The sequence below is a fragment of the Mesorhizobium sp. M4B.F.Ca.ET.143.01.1.1 genome, assembly GCF_004792275.1.
Lineage (GTDB): Bacteria > Pseudomonadota > Alphaproteobacteria > Rhizobiales > Rhizobiaceae > Mesorhizobium > Mesorhizobium abyssinicae.
In genome coordinates this window covers 402650-418494 of record NZ_SRSR01000001.1, presented here as the reverse complement: position 1 = coordinate 418494, position 15845 = coordinate 402650, and the positions used below count along the sequence as shown (strand labels likewise).

Sequence of the window (15845 nt, the reverse complement as noted above, 5' to 3'; positions counted from 1 at the left end):
GCGGAACCAGCGGCCGGTTGCCGGCTTATCTACGGACCAGTTCCGTGGATCCGTCATGCTGCAACGACCGCAATCCTCCCCTGAACGCCCGGCAGGCGAGGACGAAACCCAAAAGAACGGCGCGCAGAAATCGGCCGAGCGTGCATCGCTCACCTATGTCAGCGATGCCGACCCCGGCATTCGTCGGCTGCGAAAGGGCAAGGGCTTCGTCTATCTCGGGCGCCATGGCCGCCCTGTCTCCACGGCGACGCTTACGCGCATCCGGGCGCTCGCAATTCCACCGGCGTGGACCGATGTGTGGATTTCGCCCGATGCCTGTGGCCATATCCAGGCGACCGGCCGGGACCAGCGCGGGCGCAAGCAATACCGCTACCATGCGCTGTGGGCCGCCGAGCGCGACGGCGCCAAATATTCGAGCCTGATCGCCTTTGCCAGAAGCCTGCCGGAACTGCGCCGCCGCATCGATGCCGATCTGCGCCGCCACGGCCTGCCGGCGGAGCGTGTCGTGGCGGCCACCGTCTGGCTGCTCGACAACACGATGATCCGCGTCGGCAATGCCGCCTACGCCCGCGACAACAAGAGTTTCGGGCTGACGACATTGCGCGACCGCCATGTCGACATCGAGGGATCGAGCCTGCGGTTTGCCTTCAAGGGCAAGTCCGGCAAGGAATGGAAGCTGAAACTGGTCGACCGCCGGATCGCCAGGATCGTGCGCGGCGCGCAGGAACTTCCGGGCCAGAAGCTGCTTCAGTATCTTGGCGAGGACGGCAATCGGCATCCGGTCGGCTCCAGCGACGTCAACGGCTACATCCGCGACGCGGCCGGCGCGGATTTCAGCTCGAAGCATTTCCGCACCTGGGGCGGCACCATCCACGCCGCATCGCTGTTTGCGCAAACCGGGCGTCCGGAAAGCCAGGCGCAGATGAAGCGGGTCATGAACGGCATCATCGACAGGGTCGCCGAGCGCCTGGGCAACACGCGTGCGGTCTGCCGCAAATGCTATATCCACCCGCTGGTCTTCGAAACCTGGTCGGAGGGGCGGCTGCTCAGCGAGATGGCTGAGGCCAGCAAGCGAAAACGCCTGATACCCGGCCTCGACGAAGAGGAGACGCTTGTGCTGAGATGGCTTGAGGCGCGCTGCGCCTGACCGATGGCGCGGGGAGGGCAGCCAAGCCCGTGTGATCGCTCGGCAATTTTTTTATCGACGTTGTGTCGGGAAGGGCCCTACTGTCGCGTCCTTTGATACGGAAAGGACTTGCCATGCTCTATGCCATCCTCTGCTATGCCTCCGAAGACGTCGTCTGCTCTTGGAGCAAGGAACAGGACGACGAGGTGATGGCCAAGCTCCTCAACGTGCAGGAAAAATACGCCCAGGCCGGGCGGCTTGGGCCGGTCGCGCGCCTGCTGCCGACAACCGCGGCGACGACGCTGCGCAGGGTCAAGGGCGAGCCGGTCGTCATCGACGGCCCGTTCGCCGAGACCAAGGAACAGTTCCTCGGCTTCTACACGCTCGAATGCGCCGATCTCGACGAGGCCGTCGACTTCGCGCGCGAGCTTTCCGAGGTCAATCCGAGCGGCGGCTCCTACGAGATACGCCCGGTTTCCATCTTCAATCCCGCCAGAGTGCCCGCATGACCGAGCTTGCCTGGATAAGCACCGCGATCAGCACCGCCCGTCCGCAGGCGATGGGCGCGCTGCTGCGCTACTTCCGCGACCTCGACGCCGCGGAGGAGGCTTTCCAGGACGCATGCCTCAGGGCGCTGAAGAACTGGCCGAAAAACGGCCCGCCGCGCGATCCCGCCGCCTGGCTGATCTTCGTCGGCCGCAACAGCGGCATCGATGCAGTGCGCAAGCGGTCCAAGCAGGCGCCGCTGCCGGAAGAGGACCAGATCTCCGACCTGGAGGATGCCGAGAGCGATATCGCCGAGCGTCTCGACGGCGCCCACTACCGCGACGATATCCTGCGGCTCCTGTTCATCTGCTGCCACCCGGACCTGCCGGCGACGCAGCAGATCGCGGTGGCCTTGCGCATCGTATCCGGCCTTACCGTCAAACAGATCGCGCGCGCCTTCCTGGTCGGCGAAAGCGCCATGGAGCAGCGCATCACCCGCGCCAAGGCGCGCATCGCGGATGCCGGCGTGCCGTTCGAGACGCCGGGCGCCGTCGAGCGCTCGGAGCGGCTCGCAGCGGTGGCCGCGATGGTCTACCTGATCTTCAACGAGGGCTATTCGACCAACAGCGGCGAGGCGCCGGCGCGCGCGCCGCTCTGCGAGGAGGCGATCCGGCTGGCGCGGCTCCTGCTCAGGCTGTTCCAGACCGAGCCGGAGATCATGGGGCTGACGGCGCTGCTGCTGCTGCAGCATGCGCGAGCGCCGGCACGCTTCGACGCCAGTGGCGAGATCGTGCTGCTCGAGGACCAGGATCGGTCGCTCTGGAGCCGCAAGATGATCGACGAGGGCCTGGCGCTTGTCGACAAGGCGCTGCGCCACCAGCAGCCCGGCCCCTACCAGGTGCAAGCGGCGATCGCCGCGCTGCATGCACGGGCGGTGAAGCCCGAGGATACCGACTGGACCGAGATCGACCTGCTCTACAGCCTGCTCGAGCGCATGCAGCCGTCGCCGGTGGTGACGCTCAATCGCGCCGTCGCGGTGGCCAAGGTGCGCGGGCCCGAGGCGGCGCTCGCCATGATCGAGCCGCTTGCTGACAGGCTGTCCGGCTATTTCCACTTCTTTGGCCTCAAGGGCGGGCTGCTGATGCAGCTCGACCGCGGCGATGAGGCGCGCGTTGCCTTCGACCGGGCGATCGCGCTTGCCAACACCGCCGCCGAGGCGGCCCATATCCGCATGCATATCGACCGGCTGATGAAGGAAGGCGCCGAGCGGGCCGCGCAAAAGGCGCGCTGAGCTCTCGGCTCGAAAGTCTGGCCCAACCCTGCGATCCGGGCTTAGACCATGCCGGGGTGGCGGTTTTTCCCCGAAACGAGTAATGCCACGCCATGAACGCGCTCCGACGTGCCCGACGGCACGGACAGGGTGGCGCATGGCTTTGCCCCGTTGCCTTGCGACGGGATCTGAAAGGAACAAAAATGACGATAGCGAAGGAAACGGCCGCACTTCTGGAGAAACTCGGCGTCGCCAAGGACGCGCTTTCGGGCGGCGACCTGATCGTGCGCAGCCCGGTGACGGGAGAGCAGATCGCGGCGCTGAAGACGATCTCGCCGGCGGATGCGGCCAGGACCATCGACGCCGCCCACAAGGCGTTCCAGGCCTGGCGGCTGGTGCCGGGACCGAAGCGCGGCGAGCTGGTTCGCCTGCTTGGCGAGGAACTGCGCGCGCACAAGGCCGAGCTCGGCCGGCTGGTGTCGATCGAGGTCGGCAAGATCCCGTCCGAAGGCCTTGGCGAGGTGCAGGAGATGATCGACATCTGCGATTTCGCCGTCGGCCTCTCCAGGCAGTTGTACGGCCTGACCATCGCCACGGAACGCCCCGGCCACCGCATGATGGAGACCTGGCATCCGCTGGGCGTCGTCGGCGTCATTTCGGCGTTCAATTTTCCGGTCGCGGTATGGTCGTGGAATGCCGCCCTTGCGCTGGTGTGCGGCGACGCCGTGGTGTGGAAGCCGTCGGAAAAGACGCCGCTGACCGCGCTTGCCTGCGAGGCGATCTTCAAGCGCGCGGTCAAGCGCTTCGGCAGTGACGCGCCGGCAGGACTGGCGCCGGTGCTGATCGGCGACCGCGCCGTCGGCGAGATCCTGGTCGACCATCCGAAGGTGCCGCTGGTCTCGGCCACCGGCTCGACCCGGATGGGCAGGGATGTCGGTCCGCGGCTGGCCAAGCGCTTCGCGCGCGCGGTGCTGGAACTCGGCGGCAACAATGCCGGCATCGTCTGCCCGACCGCCGATCTCGACATGGCGCTACGCGCCATCGCCTTTGGCGCCATGGGCACGGCCGGACAGCGCTGCACGACGCTGCGGCGCCTGTTCGTGCACGAAAGCGTCTACGACGCGCTGCTGCCGCGCCTCAAGAAGGCCTACCAGAGCGTCTCGGTCGGCAATCCGCTGGAGACGTCTTCGCTGGTCGGTCCGCTGATCGACAAGGCCGCCTTCGACAACATGCAGAAGGCGCTGCAGGAAGCCACCGCCCATGGCGGCAAGGTGACCGGCGGTTCGCGGGTCGAGAACGGCCATCCGGACGCCTACTACGTGCACCCTGCGCTGGTCGAAATGCCGAAGCAGGTCGCGCCGGTTACGGAGGAGACTTTCGCGCCGATCCTCTATGTGATGAAGTACAGCGATTTCGACGCCGTGCTCGACGAGCACAATGCGGTCGGCGCCGGCCTGTCGTCGTCGATCTTCACCCGCGACCTGCAGGAATCCGAGCGCTTCCTCGGCGTCGACGGCTCGGACTGCGGCATCGCCAATGTCAACATCGGCACCTCGGGCGCCGAGATCGGTGGCGCGTTCGGCGGCGAGAAGGAAACCGGCGGCGGCCGCGAGAGCGGCTCGGATGCCTGGAAGGCCTATATGCGGCGCGCCACCAACACGGTGAACTATTCCAAGGCGCTGCCGTTGGCCCAGGGCGTGTCCTTCGACATCGACTGAGGCCATCGCAACTCGATGGGTTGATGACCATGATTTGCGGCATCTCCCGCACGGGGATGCCGCACCGATCAGCTGCTCGCTTGCGTGCCGAAGGCCTCGGCGAAAGCGGCGTCGATGATGGCCAGCTTCACGGCCTGGGCGGTCATGTACTCGTTGTAGAAATCGCGCGACACCCACATCACCGATTGGCCGCGTTGGCCAAGCCAGCCGATGCTGCCCATCTCCTCGGCGTCGCGCAGCTTGCGCGCAAGGTGCGTGCGCGAGAGCTTCAGCCATCCGCCGAAGTCGCCGATCGACACCACGACGGTCGGGATGCGGTCCTGGCCGGCGTGATCGGGATCGATGCCCGAAATCAGCCAGTCCATGACGGCGCCGCCGTTGTTCAGCCAGGTGAACAGCGAAAAGGTCTGTTTGGGCTCGCGCACCGGGTGGGACGAAAGCAAGCCGTCGGCCACCAGCGGCTGCAGCCTGGCCAGCGCGTCGGATCGCGCAAGAAAGAGGGACAGCCGGTTCGCGCCGTCGAGACCGTCCAGCGTCTGCAAATGGGCAAGCATCCAGCCCACCACCTCCTCCAGGCTCGACGGCGTCGGCTGCACGGGGCGAATGCGCGCGTCCTCGTCGGCCGGCACGACTTCGATGAAGTTGTAGTGAAGCATCTCCTTGATGAAGGCGTCGGCGGTGTTGCGGCTGGCCACCTGATGCTGACGGATGGCGTCGATGATACGGGCCGCCGTCGCTTCCTTGCGGTAGTCGCTGGGGTCGCGCCTGAAATGCAGGGCGAGCCCTATATGGGCCATCAGCCAGCGTTGCTGCGTGGCAAAGACGGACGAAAGGCGCGGGTTTGCCTGGTAGGCCTGGTTCATCGCAAGCGCCTGCAACCGCACGCAGCGGTGCAGCGCCGGATGGTCGGCGATCTCTTCGGCGTTCAGCGTCATCCCCCCAGACCCGCTTACATCTCGACGAGCATAGCCGATAGCAGTTTCAACCAGCCGCCGCCAGACGGTCGGCAGGGCATCACGCAGGTTGTGAAGAAGGCGGTTGCTCAGCCTCTGTCCGGCGCCGGAAAACAGGCCTCGAAGGCCGCATCGACAACGGCGAGCTTGGCCGCCTGGACGGCCATGTATTCGTGGTAGAATTCTTTCGAAACCCACATCAGGGAATGGCCGCGCTGGCCGGCCCAGCCGATGCTGCCGAGTTCCTCGGCGTCGTGCAGTTTGCGCGCGAGATGGGTGCGCGACAGCTTAAGCCATTTGGCAAACTCCGCGATTGAAACGATGCTGGTCGGGATGCGGTCCAACCCGGCATTCTGCGGATCGATGCCGGACATCAGCCAATCCATGACGATACCGCCATTGTTGAGCCAGATGAACAGGGAGAAGGTCTGCTCGGGCTCGCGTACCGGCGTCGAGGACAGCAGGCCGTCGGCGATCAGCGGCTGCAATCTGGCCAGCATTTCGGGCCGCTCGAGGAAGGTCGCCAGCCGGTTGCCGCCGTCGAGGCTGTCCAGCGTCCTCAGATGAGCGAGGACCCAGCCGGTGAATGTCTTGATGGTGGCCGCTGTCGGCTGCATGGGGTGAGCGCGCGCATCTCCGCTGGTCGGCAGATATTCGGCGATGTTGTAATGCAGCATCTCCTTGATGAAGGCTTCCGCCGTGTTGCGGCTGGCCACCGAATTCTGGCGTATGACCTTGAGGAAGCGCGCCAGGGTCAGCGCCGTGTGGTGGTCGTTCGGGTCGCGCCTGAAATGCAGCGCGAGGCCGACATGGCCCATCAGCCAGCGCTGCTGCGTGGCGAAGATCGCAGCCAGCCGCGGGCTCGTCTCAAAGATCTGGATAAGCGCCCGCGACTGTTCCTGGACACCGCGGTGTACAGCCGGATGGCCGGCAATATCTTCGGCTTTAAGCGCCATCCTGCTCCTGCTCCGATTCAGCCCTCCGAACCGTGAAAACAGGGCGCACATTTCCAGCCTTCATCGTTGGTGTCCAGTGGCGCGATCACCGTACCAAAGTAGGTCAGGTTGCATTCGGGCCAAGGCCGTTTTCCCCCGTTAACTCTTTGCAACCGTTCGCAAAAACCACTCCCAACAATAGTCAGGCCGACAGCCCCGGTTGCATTGATGCACGCAAAGGGCGGGCATAGGTTTCGCGCCATCCGGCCGGCGATGATCGTCAGGACTCGAGCGCCTGCCGCAGTGCCGGACCGCTCCTGACGCGCAGGTCGAGATCGGCCTCGATATGGTCGATGTGGTGCAGCATCAGCGCGCTGGCGCTTTCGGCGTTGCCGTTCTCCAGCGCCTGCAGGATCTGCAGATGCTCGTTGTGGCCGCAGCTCGAAATGCCGGAGCGGCCATAGAGCGCGATCACCAGAGAGGAGCGCGCGACCAGTTCTTCCATGAATCGCTGCAGGATGACGTTGCCGGCCACCGATGCCAGCAGCAGATGGAAATCGCCGGAAGCCTTGATCTCGGAGCGCCTCGCGCTCGGCCCGCGCTCGGCGATGAAGCGGCCCTCTTCTTCGAGCTGTGCCTTGAAGGCGGCAACGTCAGCCGGTGTGATGCGCCCGGCAGCGGCAATCGCGATGCCGGGCTCGATCAGCCGGCGCGAGGCAAAGACCTGGCGCGCCTCTTCCGGCGAGGGGTTGGCGACGAAGGCGCCGCGATTGCGCTCGGTGCGCACCAGGCCTTCGAAGGAAAGCATCTGCAGCGCCGCGCGCGCGACGGTACGGCTGACATCGAACAGGGTGCCGACCTCGCCTTCCGACAGCTTTGTTCCGGGCGCCAGCCGGCGGTCGACGATGGCGTCGCGCAGCTGGTCGCGGATCGCCTGGGCGCGATCCTCGTTGGCATTGTCGACGGCAGGGAAGGTCTGGTCGGCGATGTTCATGGCGGTAAGGTCCCTCAGCACTTCTAGCCTGAATCGGGCCGCCTGCACGAGAGCCAAAGTGAACGCAATCGCAGAAAAGATTGCATACGATTTCTGCTTACATCGCCAACAATCGCCCATAATTTGTGCATCGCACAAGAATGCCACTTTGTCAGGCGGTGAGCGCGGCCGCCGATTTTCACGAGGATTCAACCGCTTGAGGGTAGCGGCGGGCAACTGGCACGCATGATGCTTTCGTTAATCCGAGCAAAGAGGAGCCCGGATGTCCAAAGCCGCCGAGATCGACATCGTGTCCGTTTCGAAAGTCTACGGCGCAACCACCGCCGTCGAGGACATCAGCCTCAAGATCCCGGCCGGTACCTATTGCTGCCTGCTCGGTCCGTCCGGCTGCGGCAAGACCTCGACGCTGCGCATGATCGCCGGGCACGAAAGCATCTCCAGTGGCGACGTCCGTCTCGGCAACGTTGTCGTTACCGACCTGCCGCCGGCCAGGCGCGGCACCGCCATGATGTTCCAGTCCTACGCGCTGTTTCCGCATCTCGACCTTGTCGACAACGTCGCCTTCAGCCTGAAGATGAAGGGCGTTGGCAAGGCGGAGCGCCACGCCAAGGCGCTCGACATGCTGAAGCTGATGCAGATGGACGGTTATGCCAGCCGCCGTCCGGCGCAGCTTTCGGGCGGGCAGCAGCAGCGTGTGGCGCTGGCGCGCGCGCTGATCACCGACCCCGAAGCGCTGCTGCTCGACGAGCCGCTTTCGGCGCTCGATCCATTCCTGAAGATCCGCATGCGGGCGGAGCTGAAGAAACTGCAGGCCTCGCTCGGCATCACCTTCGTCCATGTCACCCACAGCCAGGAGGAGGCGATGGCGCTGGCCGACCTGATCGTGGTGATGAACGATGGCCGCATCGAGCAGGCGGCGCCGCCGCGCACGGTGTTCGAATGGCCGGCGACCGCGTTCGTCGCCCGCTTCATGGGCGACCACAATGTCGTCTCCGGGCGTGTCAGCGGCGAGCGCGACGGCTTGGTGTTCTTCGATGTGCCGGGTGGCGCCTCACTGGCCGCGAGCGGGCAGGCCCGCGAACCCGGCGCGCCGATCGACATCGCCATCCGCACCGACCATGTGCGCGTCGGCGAAGCGCCGGCGGCGGGGCTCGGCTTCAGCGGCATCGTTTCCAACGTCGAATATCGCGGCGCGACCGTGAAGCTCTCGGTCAATGGCGCCGGCATCGAGGATTTCACCGTCATCCTCGATGACGAGAGCTTCTACGCCAGGCCGGTCGCCGTCGGCGACGCGGTGCCGATCGCCTGGGATGTCGAGGACGCGATAATCCTCGGCCGCCTCAATTCCTGAACCATCACAACCAAAAAGGGGAACTGACAATGACCAACACCACCGACAAGAAGACAGGCATTTCCCGCCGCTCGCTGCTCAAGACGGGTGCCGCGGCGGTCGGCCTTGCCGCCGGCTCAGGCATCATCACCGGCTTCCCGACGATCTGGGCGCAATCGAACATCACGCTGCGCCAGTTCGGCACCGGCGTGTCGAACCTCAATGCCATCGCCGAGAAGTGCAAGGCGGACCTCGGCATCACGCTGGAGATGACGGCGACCGATTCCGACGCCGCCGCGCAGCGCGCGGTGACGCAGCCCGACAGCTACGACATCGCCGACATCGAATACTGGATCTGCAAGAAGGTGTTTCCCACCGGCGTTCTGCAGCCGATGGATGTCAGCAAGCTGAAATATTACGATGAACTGGTGCCGCTGTTCAAAACCGGCAAGCTGACGCCGGACAGCGTCATCGCCCAGGGTACCGCGCCGCACACGGTCGGCTATGTCGAGGCGCAGGACAGCAAGGTCTTCGCCAAGGCGCCGACCGACTGGTTCACCATGGTGCCGACGATCTACAATGCCGACACGCTGGGCATCCGTCCCGACCTCGTCGGCCGCGACATCACCACCTGGGCCGACATCATGGACCCGGCCTTCAAGGGCAAGACCGCGATCCTCAACATTCCGTCGATCGGCATCATGGACGCGGCGATGATCATGGAGGCCACCGGCAACATCAAATACGCCGACAAGGGCAACATGACCAAGGAGGAGATCGACAAGACGATCGACTTCCTGATCAAGGCCAAGCAGGCCGGGCAGTTCCGCGCCTTCTGGAAGTCCTTCGACGAGAGCGTCAATCTGATGGCGTCGGGCGAAGTGGTGATCCAGTCGATGTGGTCGCCGGCCGTGGCCGCGGTCCGCTCGAAGGGCATTGCCTGCCGGTTCCAGCCGCTCAAGGAAGGCTATCGCTCCTGGGGCGGCGGCCTCGGCCTTGCCGCGCATCTCAAGGGCGCCGAGCTCGACGCCGCCTACGAATACATCAACTGGTACACGTCCGGCTGGGTCGGCGGCTATCTCAACCGCCAGGGCTACTACTCGGCCAACATGGTGTCGGCCAAGAAGTTCATGTCCGAGGACGAGTGGGGCGACTGGATCGAAGGCAAGCCGGCCAAGGGCGATATCCTGTCGCCGGACGGCAAGGTCATGGAGAAGGCGGGCGCGGTGCGCGACGGCGGCTCGTTCGAGCAACGCATGGGCAAGGTCGCCTGCTGGAACTCGGTCATGGACGAGGACCGCTACATGGTGAAGCGCTGGAACGAGTTCATCGCGGCGTGATGCACTGATGGCGGATGACGGCGGCGACGCCGTCGTCATCCGCAAACACAACCGCTCGTCGGATATCCAGCATGACAGTCGCGCTCGAACGCCCTGCAATGGCCGCGGCCAGGCCCGTAAGGCGCCGTCGTTTCTCGATTGGCGCCATCGCCCCCTATCTGCAGGCGACGCCGCTTGCCCTGATCCTCGGCGCGTTCCTGCTGCTGCCGATCCTGATGATCGTTGTCGTCAGCTTCTGGGACTACGATTTCGCAGCGATGTATCCGGATTTTCTGACCACCAATTATGCGGATGTGCTCGGTTCCTGGGTCACCTGGAAGACCTATCTCAACACGCTGAAATACGCGGCCATCGTCTGGGCGCTGACGCTCTTAATCGGCTTCTGGGTCGCCTATTTCCTCGCCTTCCACATCCGCACCACGGCCATGCAGATGGTGCTGTTCCTGGTCTGCACCGTGCCGTTCTTGACCTCCAACATCATCCGCATGATCTCGTGGATCCCGGTGCTTGGCCGCAACGGGCTGGTCAACTCGACGCTGGTGCAGCTGGGGCTGGTGCCGAAGCCGGTCGAATGGCTGCTCTATTCCGAATTCGCCGTGGTGCTCGCCATGGTGCATCTCTACACGCTGTTCATGGTGACGCCGATCTTCAACACGCTGATGCGCATCGACCGCTCGCTGTTCGAGGCCGCGCGCGACGCCGGCGCTTCCGGCTGGCAAATTTTGTGGAACGTCGTCATCCCGCTGGCCAAGCCAGGCATGGCGATCGGCACCATCTTCGTCGTCACGCTGGTGATGGCCGACTTCTCCACCGTCCAGGTGATGTCGGGCGGGCAGAGCGCCTCGGTCGCGCTGATGATGAAGAACCAGATGTCGCTGCTGCAATATCCGGCCGCCGCCGCCAACGCGGTGGTGCTTCTGGTGCTGGTGCTTTTGATGGTCGCCGGCATCCTGCGCATCGTCGACATCCGCAAGGAGCTCTGAGGCGATGCACCGCGAGAAGCGAACTCTCGAATTCTACCTGCTGGCGGCGTTCTTCGCGCTGTTCGTGCTGTTTCTCTACGGGCCGCTGTCGGCGATCCTGATCCTGTCCTTCCAAGGCGAGAATGGCGGGCTGACCTTCCCGCTCAACGGCGTCTCGCTGCACTGGTTCGCCAATCTGTTCGAGAAGCAGGCGGTAGGCGATTTCGGCGGCAGCTCCAGGCGCTCGCTGGCGCTCGGCCTGATGGTGATGGCGGTAACGGTCACGGTGTCGCTGCTCGCCGGGCTCGCCTTCCGTCGCAAGTTTCGCGGCGCCGCGGCCTTGTTCTATCTCGCCGTCGCCAGCCTGGTCGTGCCGTCGATCATCATCAGCCTCGGCATCGGCGTCGTCTTCCAGCAGATCGGCTTTCGTCCCGCGTGGTACACGTCGGCTTTCGGCGCGCATCTGACCTGGACCTTGCCGTTCGGCGTGCTGATCATGTTCGCCGTCTTCAACCGCTTCTCGCCGGCCTATGAGGAAGCCGCGCGCGATCTCGGGGCGTCGTCCTGGCAGACCTTCGCGCATGTGGTGCTACCGATGATCGCGCCCAGCCTGATCGGCGTCGGCCTGTTCGGCTTTACGCTTTCCTATGACGAGTTCGCCCGCACGCTGATGACGTCGGGCAGCTTCAACACGCTGCCGCTCGAGATCTACGGCATGACGACGAATGTAACGACGCCGGTGCTCTATGCGCTTGGCACGGTGACCACCGTGTTCTCTTTCCTGGTGATCCTGCTGACGCTCGGCGCGATCGTCTATGTCGGCCGCCGCCGGGCGCGAGCCTGAACGGAGCCAACGTGCAGATTCTTGTGGTGAACCCGAACACGACCGCCAGCATGACCGAAACCGTCGCGGCGGCCGCCCGCTCGGTTGCCAGCGTCTCGACGGAGATCTTCGCAGTCACCTCGTCGATGGGGCCGGTGTCGATCGAGGGCTACTACGACGAAGCACTTGCCGTGCCCGGCCTGCTGGTCGAGATCGCCGCCGGCGAGCGTGCCGGCGCGCAGGCGGCGATCATTGCCTGCTTCGACGACACCGGGTTGGACGCGGCGCGCGCCATGGCGACCATCCCGGTCATCGGCATTTGCGAAGCGGCGCTCAGCGTCGCCTCCTTCATTGCCCAGCGTTTCAGCGTGGTGACCACCACCGAACGTTCGCGCGTGCCGGTCGAAGAGCTGGTGCGGCGCTACGGCATGGCCGCGCGAGCCCGCGTGCGCGCCGCCGACATTCCGGTCCTGGCGCTGGAGGACCCGTCGTCGGGCGCCATCGTCAAGCTGCGCGACGAGATCGCGCGCGCCATCGAGCAGGATCGCGCCGAGGCGATCGTGCTCGGCTGCGCCGGCATGGCCGATCTTGCCGCCGAACTGCAACGGGAGTTCCGCGTGCCGGTCATCGACGGCGTCGGCGCCGCAGTTAAGCAGGCCGAGGCGCTGATTGCGCTTGGCCTGTCGACATCCAAACGCGGCGCCTATGCAAACCCGCTGGCAAAGCCCTATCGTGGCGTTCTGAAATCCTTCGCCCCGGGTGCCGTCGCCGCCGAGTGATACGATGCCGAGAACAATCCGCGTGCTCGCTTCGCAAGAGGTGGAAATGCTTGTCGACTGGGCCGCGGGCGAAGGCTGGAACCCGGGCTTTGGCGATGCCGCCCTGTTCCAGGCGGCCGACCCCGAAGGCTTCATCGGCGCCTTCGTCGACGGCCAGATGGTGGCCGGCATCTCGGCCGTCGCCTATGGCGACCGCTTCGGCTTCATCGGCCTCTATATCTGCCGTCCCGACCGGCGCGGCGAGGGGCATGGCAAGGCGGTCTGGGACGCCGGCATGGCGCGGCTCGGCAATCGCACGATCGGCCTCGACGGTGTCGTCGAGCAGCAGCCCAACTACCGGCGCATGGGATTTCAGCCCGCCTACGAGACGCTCCGCTACAGCGGCCATGCCGCAGGTCTCGCCGGCGGCGGCGACATCCGGCCGCTGACGCCCGATCTGACTGCCGACGTCCTCGCCTATGACCGCGGCTGTTTCCCGGCGCCACGCCCGGCTTTCCTTGAAAGATGGCTGCAGCCGCCCCGCGTTGCCTTGCTGGCCATGAAAGCCGGCCGGACTTGCGGCTACGGCGTGGCGCGGCAGTGCCGGGAAGGGTTCAAGGTCGGGCCGCTGTTCGCCGACGATACCGAGACCGCGCTGCGGCTGCTGGCCGCGCTGACCGACATGATGAGGGGCACGCTGCACATCGACGTGCCGGTGGCCGATGCGGATTTCATTGCGGCGCTTCGGGCCGCCGGCCTGTCGCCCGGCTTCAGCACGACCCGGATGTATCGGGGAGGCGTGCCGGCAAACGCGCAAGCCAGGGTGTTCGGCATAACCACGCTCGAGCTGGGCTGACGCGGAGGGCCGCTATCGCCGCGCCGAGCGCCGCAGCGCCTGGGGCGGCTGGCCGAAGCCGCGCATGAAGGCGCGGCGCATGCGGCCGGGATCGCCGAAACCGGTGGCGGCGGCGATACGATCGAGAGAGGCGGAGCTGGTCTCCACCGCGGTTCGGGCGGTTTCCAGGCGCAGCCGCTCCACGGCCTTGGCAGGCGTAGTTCCCGTTTCTCCAGTGAAGGCACGGGCGAAGTGGCGCGGGCTCATGGCTGCGCGGTCGGCGAGAACCTCGACCGTCAGCGGCTCGGCGAGATGGTCCCGCATCCACTCAATCAAATCGGCGAAGCGGCCGGTGCGGCCGCCGAGCTCCACCAGCGAGGAAAACTGCGACTGGCCGGACCTGCGCTGGTGGACGACAAGCTGCTGCGCAGTGCGGCGCGCGACGTCCTGGCCGAGATCGTCCTCGATGAGGGCGAGCGCGAGGTCGATGCCGGCGGAAATGCCGGCCGAGGTCCAGACATCGCCATCGTGGACGAAGATGCGGTCCGCATCGACGCTGATCCTCGGATAGCGGCGGGCGAAATCGTCCGTGCTTGCCCAATGCGTGGTGGCGCGGCGCCCGTCGAGCAGCCCGGCTTCCGCCAGCAGATAGGCGCCCGAGCAGACGCTGGCGATCCGCCGCGCGCGGCCGCGTTTCAGCCAGGCGGCGATCTGTTCGGCCGCCGCCAGCGAGCGCACGATCTCGCCGCCGGAAATGATGACCGTGTCGAAGTGCTCGTCGCGCAGAGGCTCGGTGGCGAGGCTGATGCCCGAGGAGCTTTCGATCGCGCCGCCGCCTGGCGCCAGCATCGCCAGCTCATAGCTGCCGGGGCAGAAACGACCGGCGATCTCGAAGGCCGCCGTCGGGCCCGCGGCATCCAGCAGCTGGAAACCCGGATGGATAATGATCGCGACTGTCCGTTTCATGGCAGTTTTTGCACGATTTATGTCATTTCGGACAAAGCCTAGCGTCTTTACACTTCGGGTCAATCCTTCGACCTGATGGGAGTGAACTATGCGCTTGCGGACCATCTTGTGGAGCGGAGTCGCCGCCGTCCTGCTTGTCCTTGTGGCTGGGGCGGGATGGGTGCTGTCGCTGCCGCCGGCATCCGGGGCCCTCGCCGCGCCGGCGATCGACAGGCAGGAGGCGGACGCCACGATAGCGGCGCTGAAGCCGCGACGGCAGCAGCGGCCGCTGGTCGCCATCATCAGCATCAACGATGCGACCGAAACCACCGACTATCTCATGCCCTACGGCATTCTGAAGCGCGCTGACGTCGCCGATGTGATGGCGGTGGCGACCCAGCCAGGCCCGGTGACGCTCTTTCCCGTGCTCAAGGTCGAGCCGGATGCGACAGTGGCGGAGTTCGATGCGCGGCATCCGCAAGGCGCCGACTACGTCATCGTTCCGGCGATGAGCCGCGACGACGATCCTGCGGTGCTTGAATGGATAAGGCGCCAGTCGGCCAAGGGCGCCATCGTCATTGGCATCTGCGCCGGCGCCAAGGTGGTCGGCGCCAGCGGGTTGCTCGACGGCAAGCAGGCGACCACGCACTGGTATTCGGTGGGCGAGCTTCGCGACCGGCATCCCTCGATCCGCTATGTCGCCGACCGGCGCTTCGTGGTTGACCAGGGTGTGGCGACAACGACGGGCATCACGGCGTCGATGCCGATGATGCTGAGCCTGATCGAGGCGATAGCCGGCAGGCAGAAGGCCGCAGCCGTCGCGCACGAGCTTGGGCTGACTGGCTGGGATGCGCGCCATGCCAGCGGCGCCTTCAAGTTCACGCGTCCCTTCGCGCTGACGGCGATCAGCAACACGCTCGCATTCTGGGATCGCGAACAGCTAGGGCTGGAACTGACGCCGGGCATGGACGAGGTGTCGCTCGCCCTTGTCGCCGATGCATGGTCGCGCACCTACCGCTCGCGCGCCGTGACGATTTCCGCGACGACTGAAGCCGTCACGAGCCGCAACGGCATGCGCATCCTGCCCGACCAGGTCATCGCCAACTGGCCTTCGGAAGCGCGGATCGCCGGCTTCGATGATCAGCCGCCGGCCGTGGCGCTGGACCAGGCGCTTCGAAACATCGCCGACCGCTACGGCACGGACACGACCGATTTTGTCGCCATGCAGCTCGAATACCCGAAGCAAAGCGCCGCGCAATAAGGCGCCTGCGCCGCGATTGGCCTGACTGCACTTCAGGCTGGCGAGCGGTGACTTCTCCGGCGAACGCACCGCGGCCAAGTGGCGATGGTTGTACAAGGTTGTATTTCAG

General features: G+C 65.7%; 14 protein-coding genes and 1 pseudogene. 11 read left to right on the top strand and 4 right to left on the bottom strand.

What is annotated here, in order from left to right:
• The first annotated feature begins 55 nt into the window (after positions 1–55).
• From EN786_RS01985 to EN786_RS01970, 4 genes are all read left to right on the top strand, one after another.
• The gene (locus EN786_RS01985) at positions 56–1147 is read left to right on the top strand and encodes a DNA topoisomerase IB (RefSeq protein ID WP_127284728.1); all 1092 of its coding nucleotides are present in this window, start codon (positions 56–58) and stop codon (positions 1145–1147) included.
• Between the two features lie 113 nt (positions 1148–1260).
• Positions 1261–1635 (top strand): YciI family protein, encoded by a 375-nt coding sequence (locus EN786_RS01980; protein WP_127284727.1) that lies wholly within the window; start codon positions 1261–1263, stop codon positions 1633–1635.
• Complete coding sequence (locus tag EN786_RS01975) at positions 1632–2903, top strand: RNA polymerase sigma factor (protein ID WP_127284726.1); 1272 nt, start codon at positions 1632–1634, stop codon at positions 2901–2903. Before EN786_RS01980 ends, EN786_RS01975 begins: the two co-directional genes overlap by 4 nt.
• A gap of 182 nt (positions 2904–3085) precedes the next feature.
• Complete coding sequence (locus EN786_RS01970; protein WP_127284725.1) at positions 3086–4600, top strand: aldehyde dehydrogenase family protein; 1515 nt, start codon at positions 3086–3088, stop codon at positions 4598–4600.
• A 68-nt stretch (positions 4601–4668) separates the two neighbouring features.
• Here EN786_RS01970 and EN786_RS01965 read toward each other — a convergent pair whose 3' ends face one another.
• From EN786_RS01965 to EN786_RS01955, 3 genes are all read right to left on the bottom strand, one after another.
• Positions 4669–5535 carry a hypothetical protein gene (locus EN786_RS01965; protein ID WP_127308855.1) on the bottom strand — a complete coding sequence of 289 codons (867 nt, stop codon included), beginning with the start codon at positions 5533–5535 and terminating at the stop codon, positions 4669–4671.
• 107 nt (positions 5536–5642) lie between these two features.
• Positions 5643–6509 (bottom strand): hypothetical protein, encoded by an 867-nt coding sequence (locus EN786_RS01960; RefSeq protein ID WP_189340204.1) that lies wholly within the window; start codon positions 6507–6509, stop codon positions 5643–5645.
• Positions 6510–6768: 259 nt separating this feature from the next.
• A complete protein-coding gene (locus EN786_RS01955; protein WP_127308857.1) occupies positions 6769–7482 on the bottom strand; it encodes a GntR family transcriptional regulator in 714 nt (237 codons plus the stop codon).
• 262 nt (positions 7483–7744) lie between these two features.
• Between EN786_RS01955 and EN786_RS01950 the strand changes: the two genes are divergently transcribed.
• From EN786_RS01950 to EN786_RS01925, 6 genes and pseudogenes are all read left to right on the top strand, one after another.
• Positions 7745–8833 (top strand): ABC transporter ATP-binding protein, encoded by a 1089-nt coding sequence (locus EN786_RS01950; RefSeq protein ID WP_127284721.1) that lies wholly within the window; start codon positions 7745–7747, stop codon positions 8831–8833.
• Positions 8834–8862: 29 nt separating this feature from the next.
• Positions 8863–10152 carry a PotD/PotF family extracellular solute-binding protein gene (locus EN786_RS01945; protein WP_135907937.1) on the top strand — a complete coding sequence of 430 codons (1290 nt, stop codon included), beginning with the start codon at positions 8863–8865 and terminating at the stop codon, positions 10150–10152.
• A 143-nt stretch (positions 10153–10295) separates the two neighbouring features.
• Positions 10296–11135, top strand: a pseudogene (locus EN786_RS01940) (ABC transporter permease); the annotation flags it as partial.
• Positions 11136–11139: 4 nt separating this feature from the next.
• Positions 11140–11958, top strand: coding sequence for an ABC transporter permease (locus EN786_RS01935; protein WP_127308859.1), 819 nt, complete (start codon positions 11140–11142; stop codon positions 11956–11958).
• 11 nt (positions 11959–11969) lie between these two features.
• The gene (locus EN786_RS01930) at positions 11970–12716 is read left to right on the top strand and encodes an aspartate/glutamate racemase family protein (protein WP_127284717.1); all 747 of its coding nucleotides are present in this window, start codon (positions 11970–11972) and stop codon (positions 12714–12716) included.
• A 4-nt stretch (positions 12717–12720) separates the two neighbouring features.
• The gene (locus tag EN786_RS01925) at positions 12721–13551 is read left to right on the top strand and encodes a GNAT family N-acetyltransferase (protein WP_127284716.1); all 831 of its coding nucleotides are present in this window, start codon (positions 12721–12723) and stop codon (positions 13549–13551) included.
• 12 nt (positions 13552–13563) lie between these two features.
• Here EN786_RS01925 and EN786_RS01920 read toward each other — a convergent pair whose 3' ends face one another.
• Positions 13564–14496 carry a GlxA family transcriptional regulator gene (locus EN786_RS01920; RefSeq protein WP_127308860.1) on the bottom strand — a complete coding sequence of 311 codons (933 nt, stop codon included), beginning with the start codon at positions 14494–14496 and terminating at the stop codon, positions 13564–13566.
• A gap of 88 nt (positions 14497–14584) precedes the next feature.
• On the opposite strand from EN786_RS01920, the gene EN786_RS01915 reads away from it, so the two are divergent.
• A complete protein-coding gene (locus EN786_RS01915) occupies positions 14585–15736 on the top strand; it encodes a DJ-1/PfpI family protein (protein WP_127308861.1) in 1152 nt (383 codons plus the stop codon).
• The last annotated feature ends 109 nt before the right edge of the window (positions 15737–15845 follow it).

What these genes read in the sequence shown, in the direction of transcription:
- EN786_RS01935 (WP_127308859.1), top strand. Translation starts at nt 11,140, where the DNA reads ATGCACCGCGAGAAGCGAACTCTCGAATTCTACCTGCTGGCGGCGTTC.
- EN786_RS01975 (WP_127284726.1), top strand. Translation starts at nt 1,632, where the DNA reads ATGACCGAGCTTGCCTGGATAAGCACCGCGATCAGCACCGCCCGTCCG.
- EN786_RS01925 (WP_127284716.1), top strand. Translation starts at nt 12,721, where the DNA reads ATGCCGAGAACAATCCGCGTGCTCGCTTCGCAAGAGGTGGAAATGCTT.
- EN786_RS01920 (WP_127308860.1), bottom strand. Translation starts at nt 14,496, where the DNA reads ATGAAACGGACAGTCGCGATCATTATCCATCCGGGTTTCCAGCTGCTG.
- EN786_RS01955 (WP_127308857.1), bottom strand. Translation starts at nt 7,482, where the DNA reads ATGAACATCGCCGACCAGACCTTCCCTGCCGTCGACAATGCCAACGAG.
- EN786_RS01970 (WP_127284725.1), top strand. Translation starts at nt 3,086, where the DNA reads ATGACGATAGCGAAGGAAACGGCCGCACTTCTGGAGAAACTCGGCGTC.
- EN786_RS01915 (WP_127308861.1), top strand. Translation starts at nt 14,585, where the DNA reads ATGCGCTTGCGGACCATCTTGTGGAGCGGAGTCGCCGCCGTCCTGCTT.
- EN786_RS01985 (WP_127284728.1), top strand. Translation starts at nt 56, where the DNA reads ATGCTGCAACGACCGCAATCCTCCCCTGAACGCCCGGCAGGCGAGGAC.
- EN786_RS01965 (WP_127308855.1), bottom strand. Translation starts at nt 5,535, where the DNA reads ATGACGCTGAACGCCGAAGAGATCGCCGACCATCCGGCGCTGCACCGC.
- EN786_RS01945 (WP_135907937.1), top strand. Translation starts at nt 8,863, where the DNA reads ATGACCAACACCACCGACAAGAAGACAGGCATTTCCCGCCGCTCGCTG.
- EN786_RS01950 (WP_127284721.1), top strand. Translation starts at nt 7,745, where the DNA reads ATGTCCAAAGCCGCCGAGATCGACATCGTGTCCGTTTCGAAAGTCTAC.
- EN786_RS01980 (WP_127284727.1), top strand. Translation starts at nt 1,261, where the DNA reads ATGCTCTATGCCATCCTCTGCTATGCCTCCGAAGACGTCGTCTGCTCT.
- EN786_RS01960 (WP_189340204.1), bottom strand. Translation starts at nt 6,509, where the DNA reads ATGGCGCTTAAAGCCGAAGATATTGCCGGCCATCCGGCTGTACACCGC.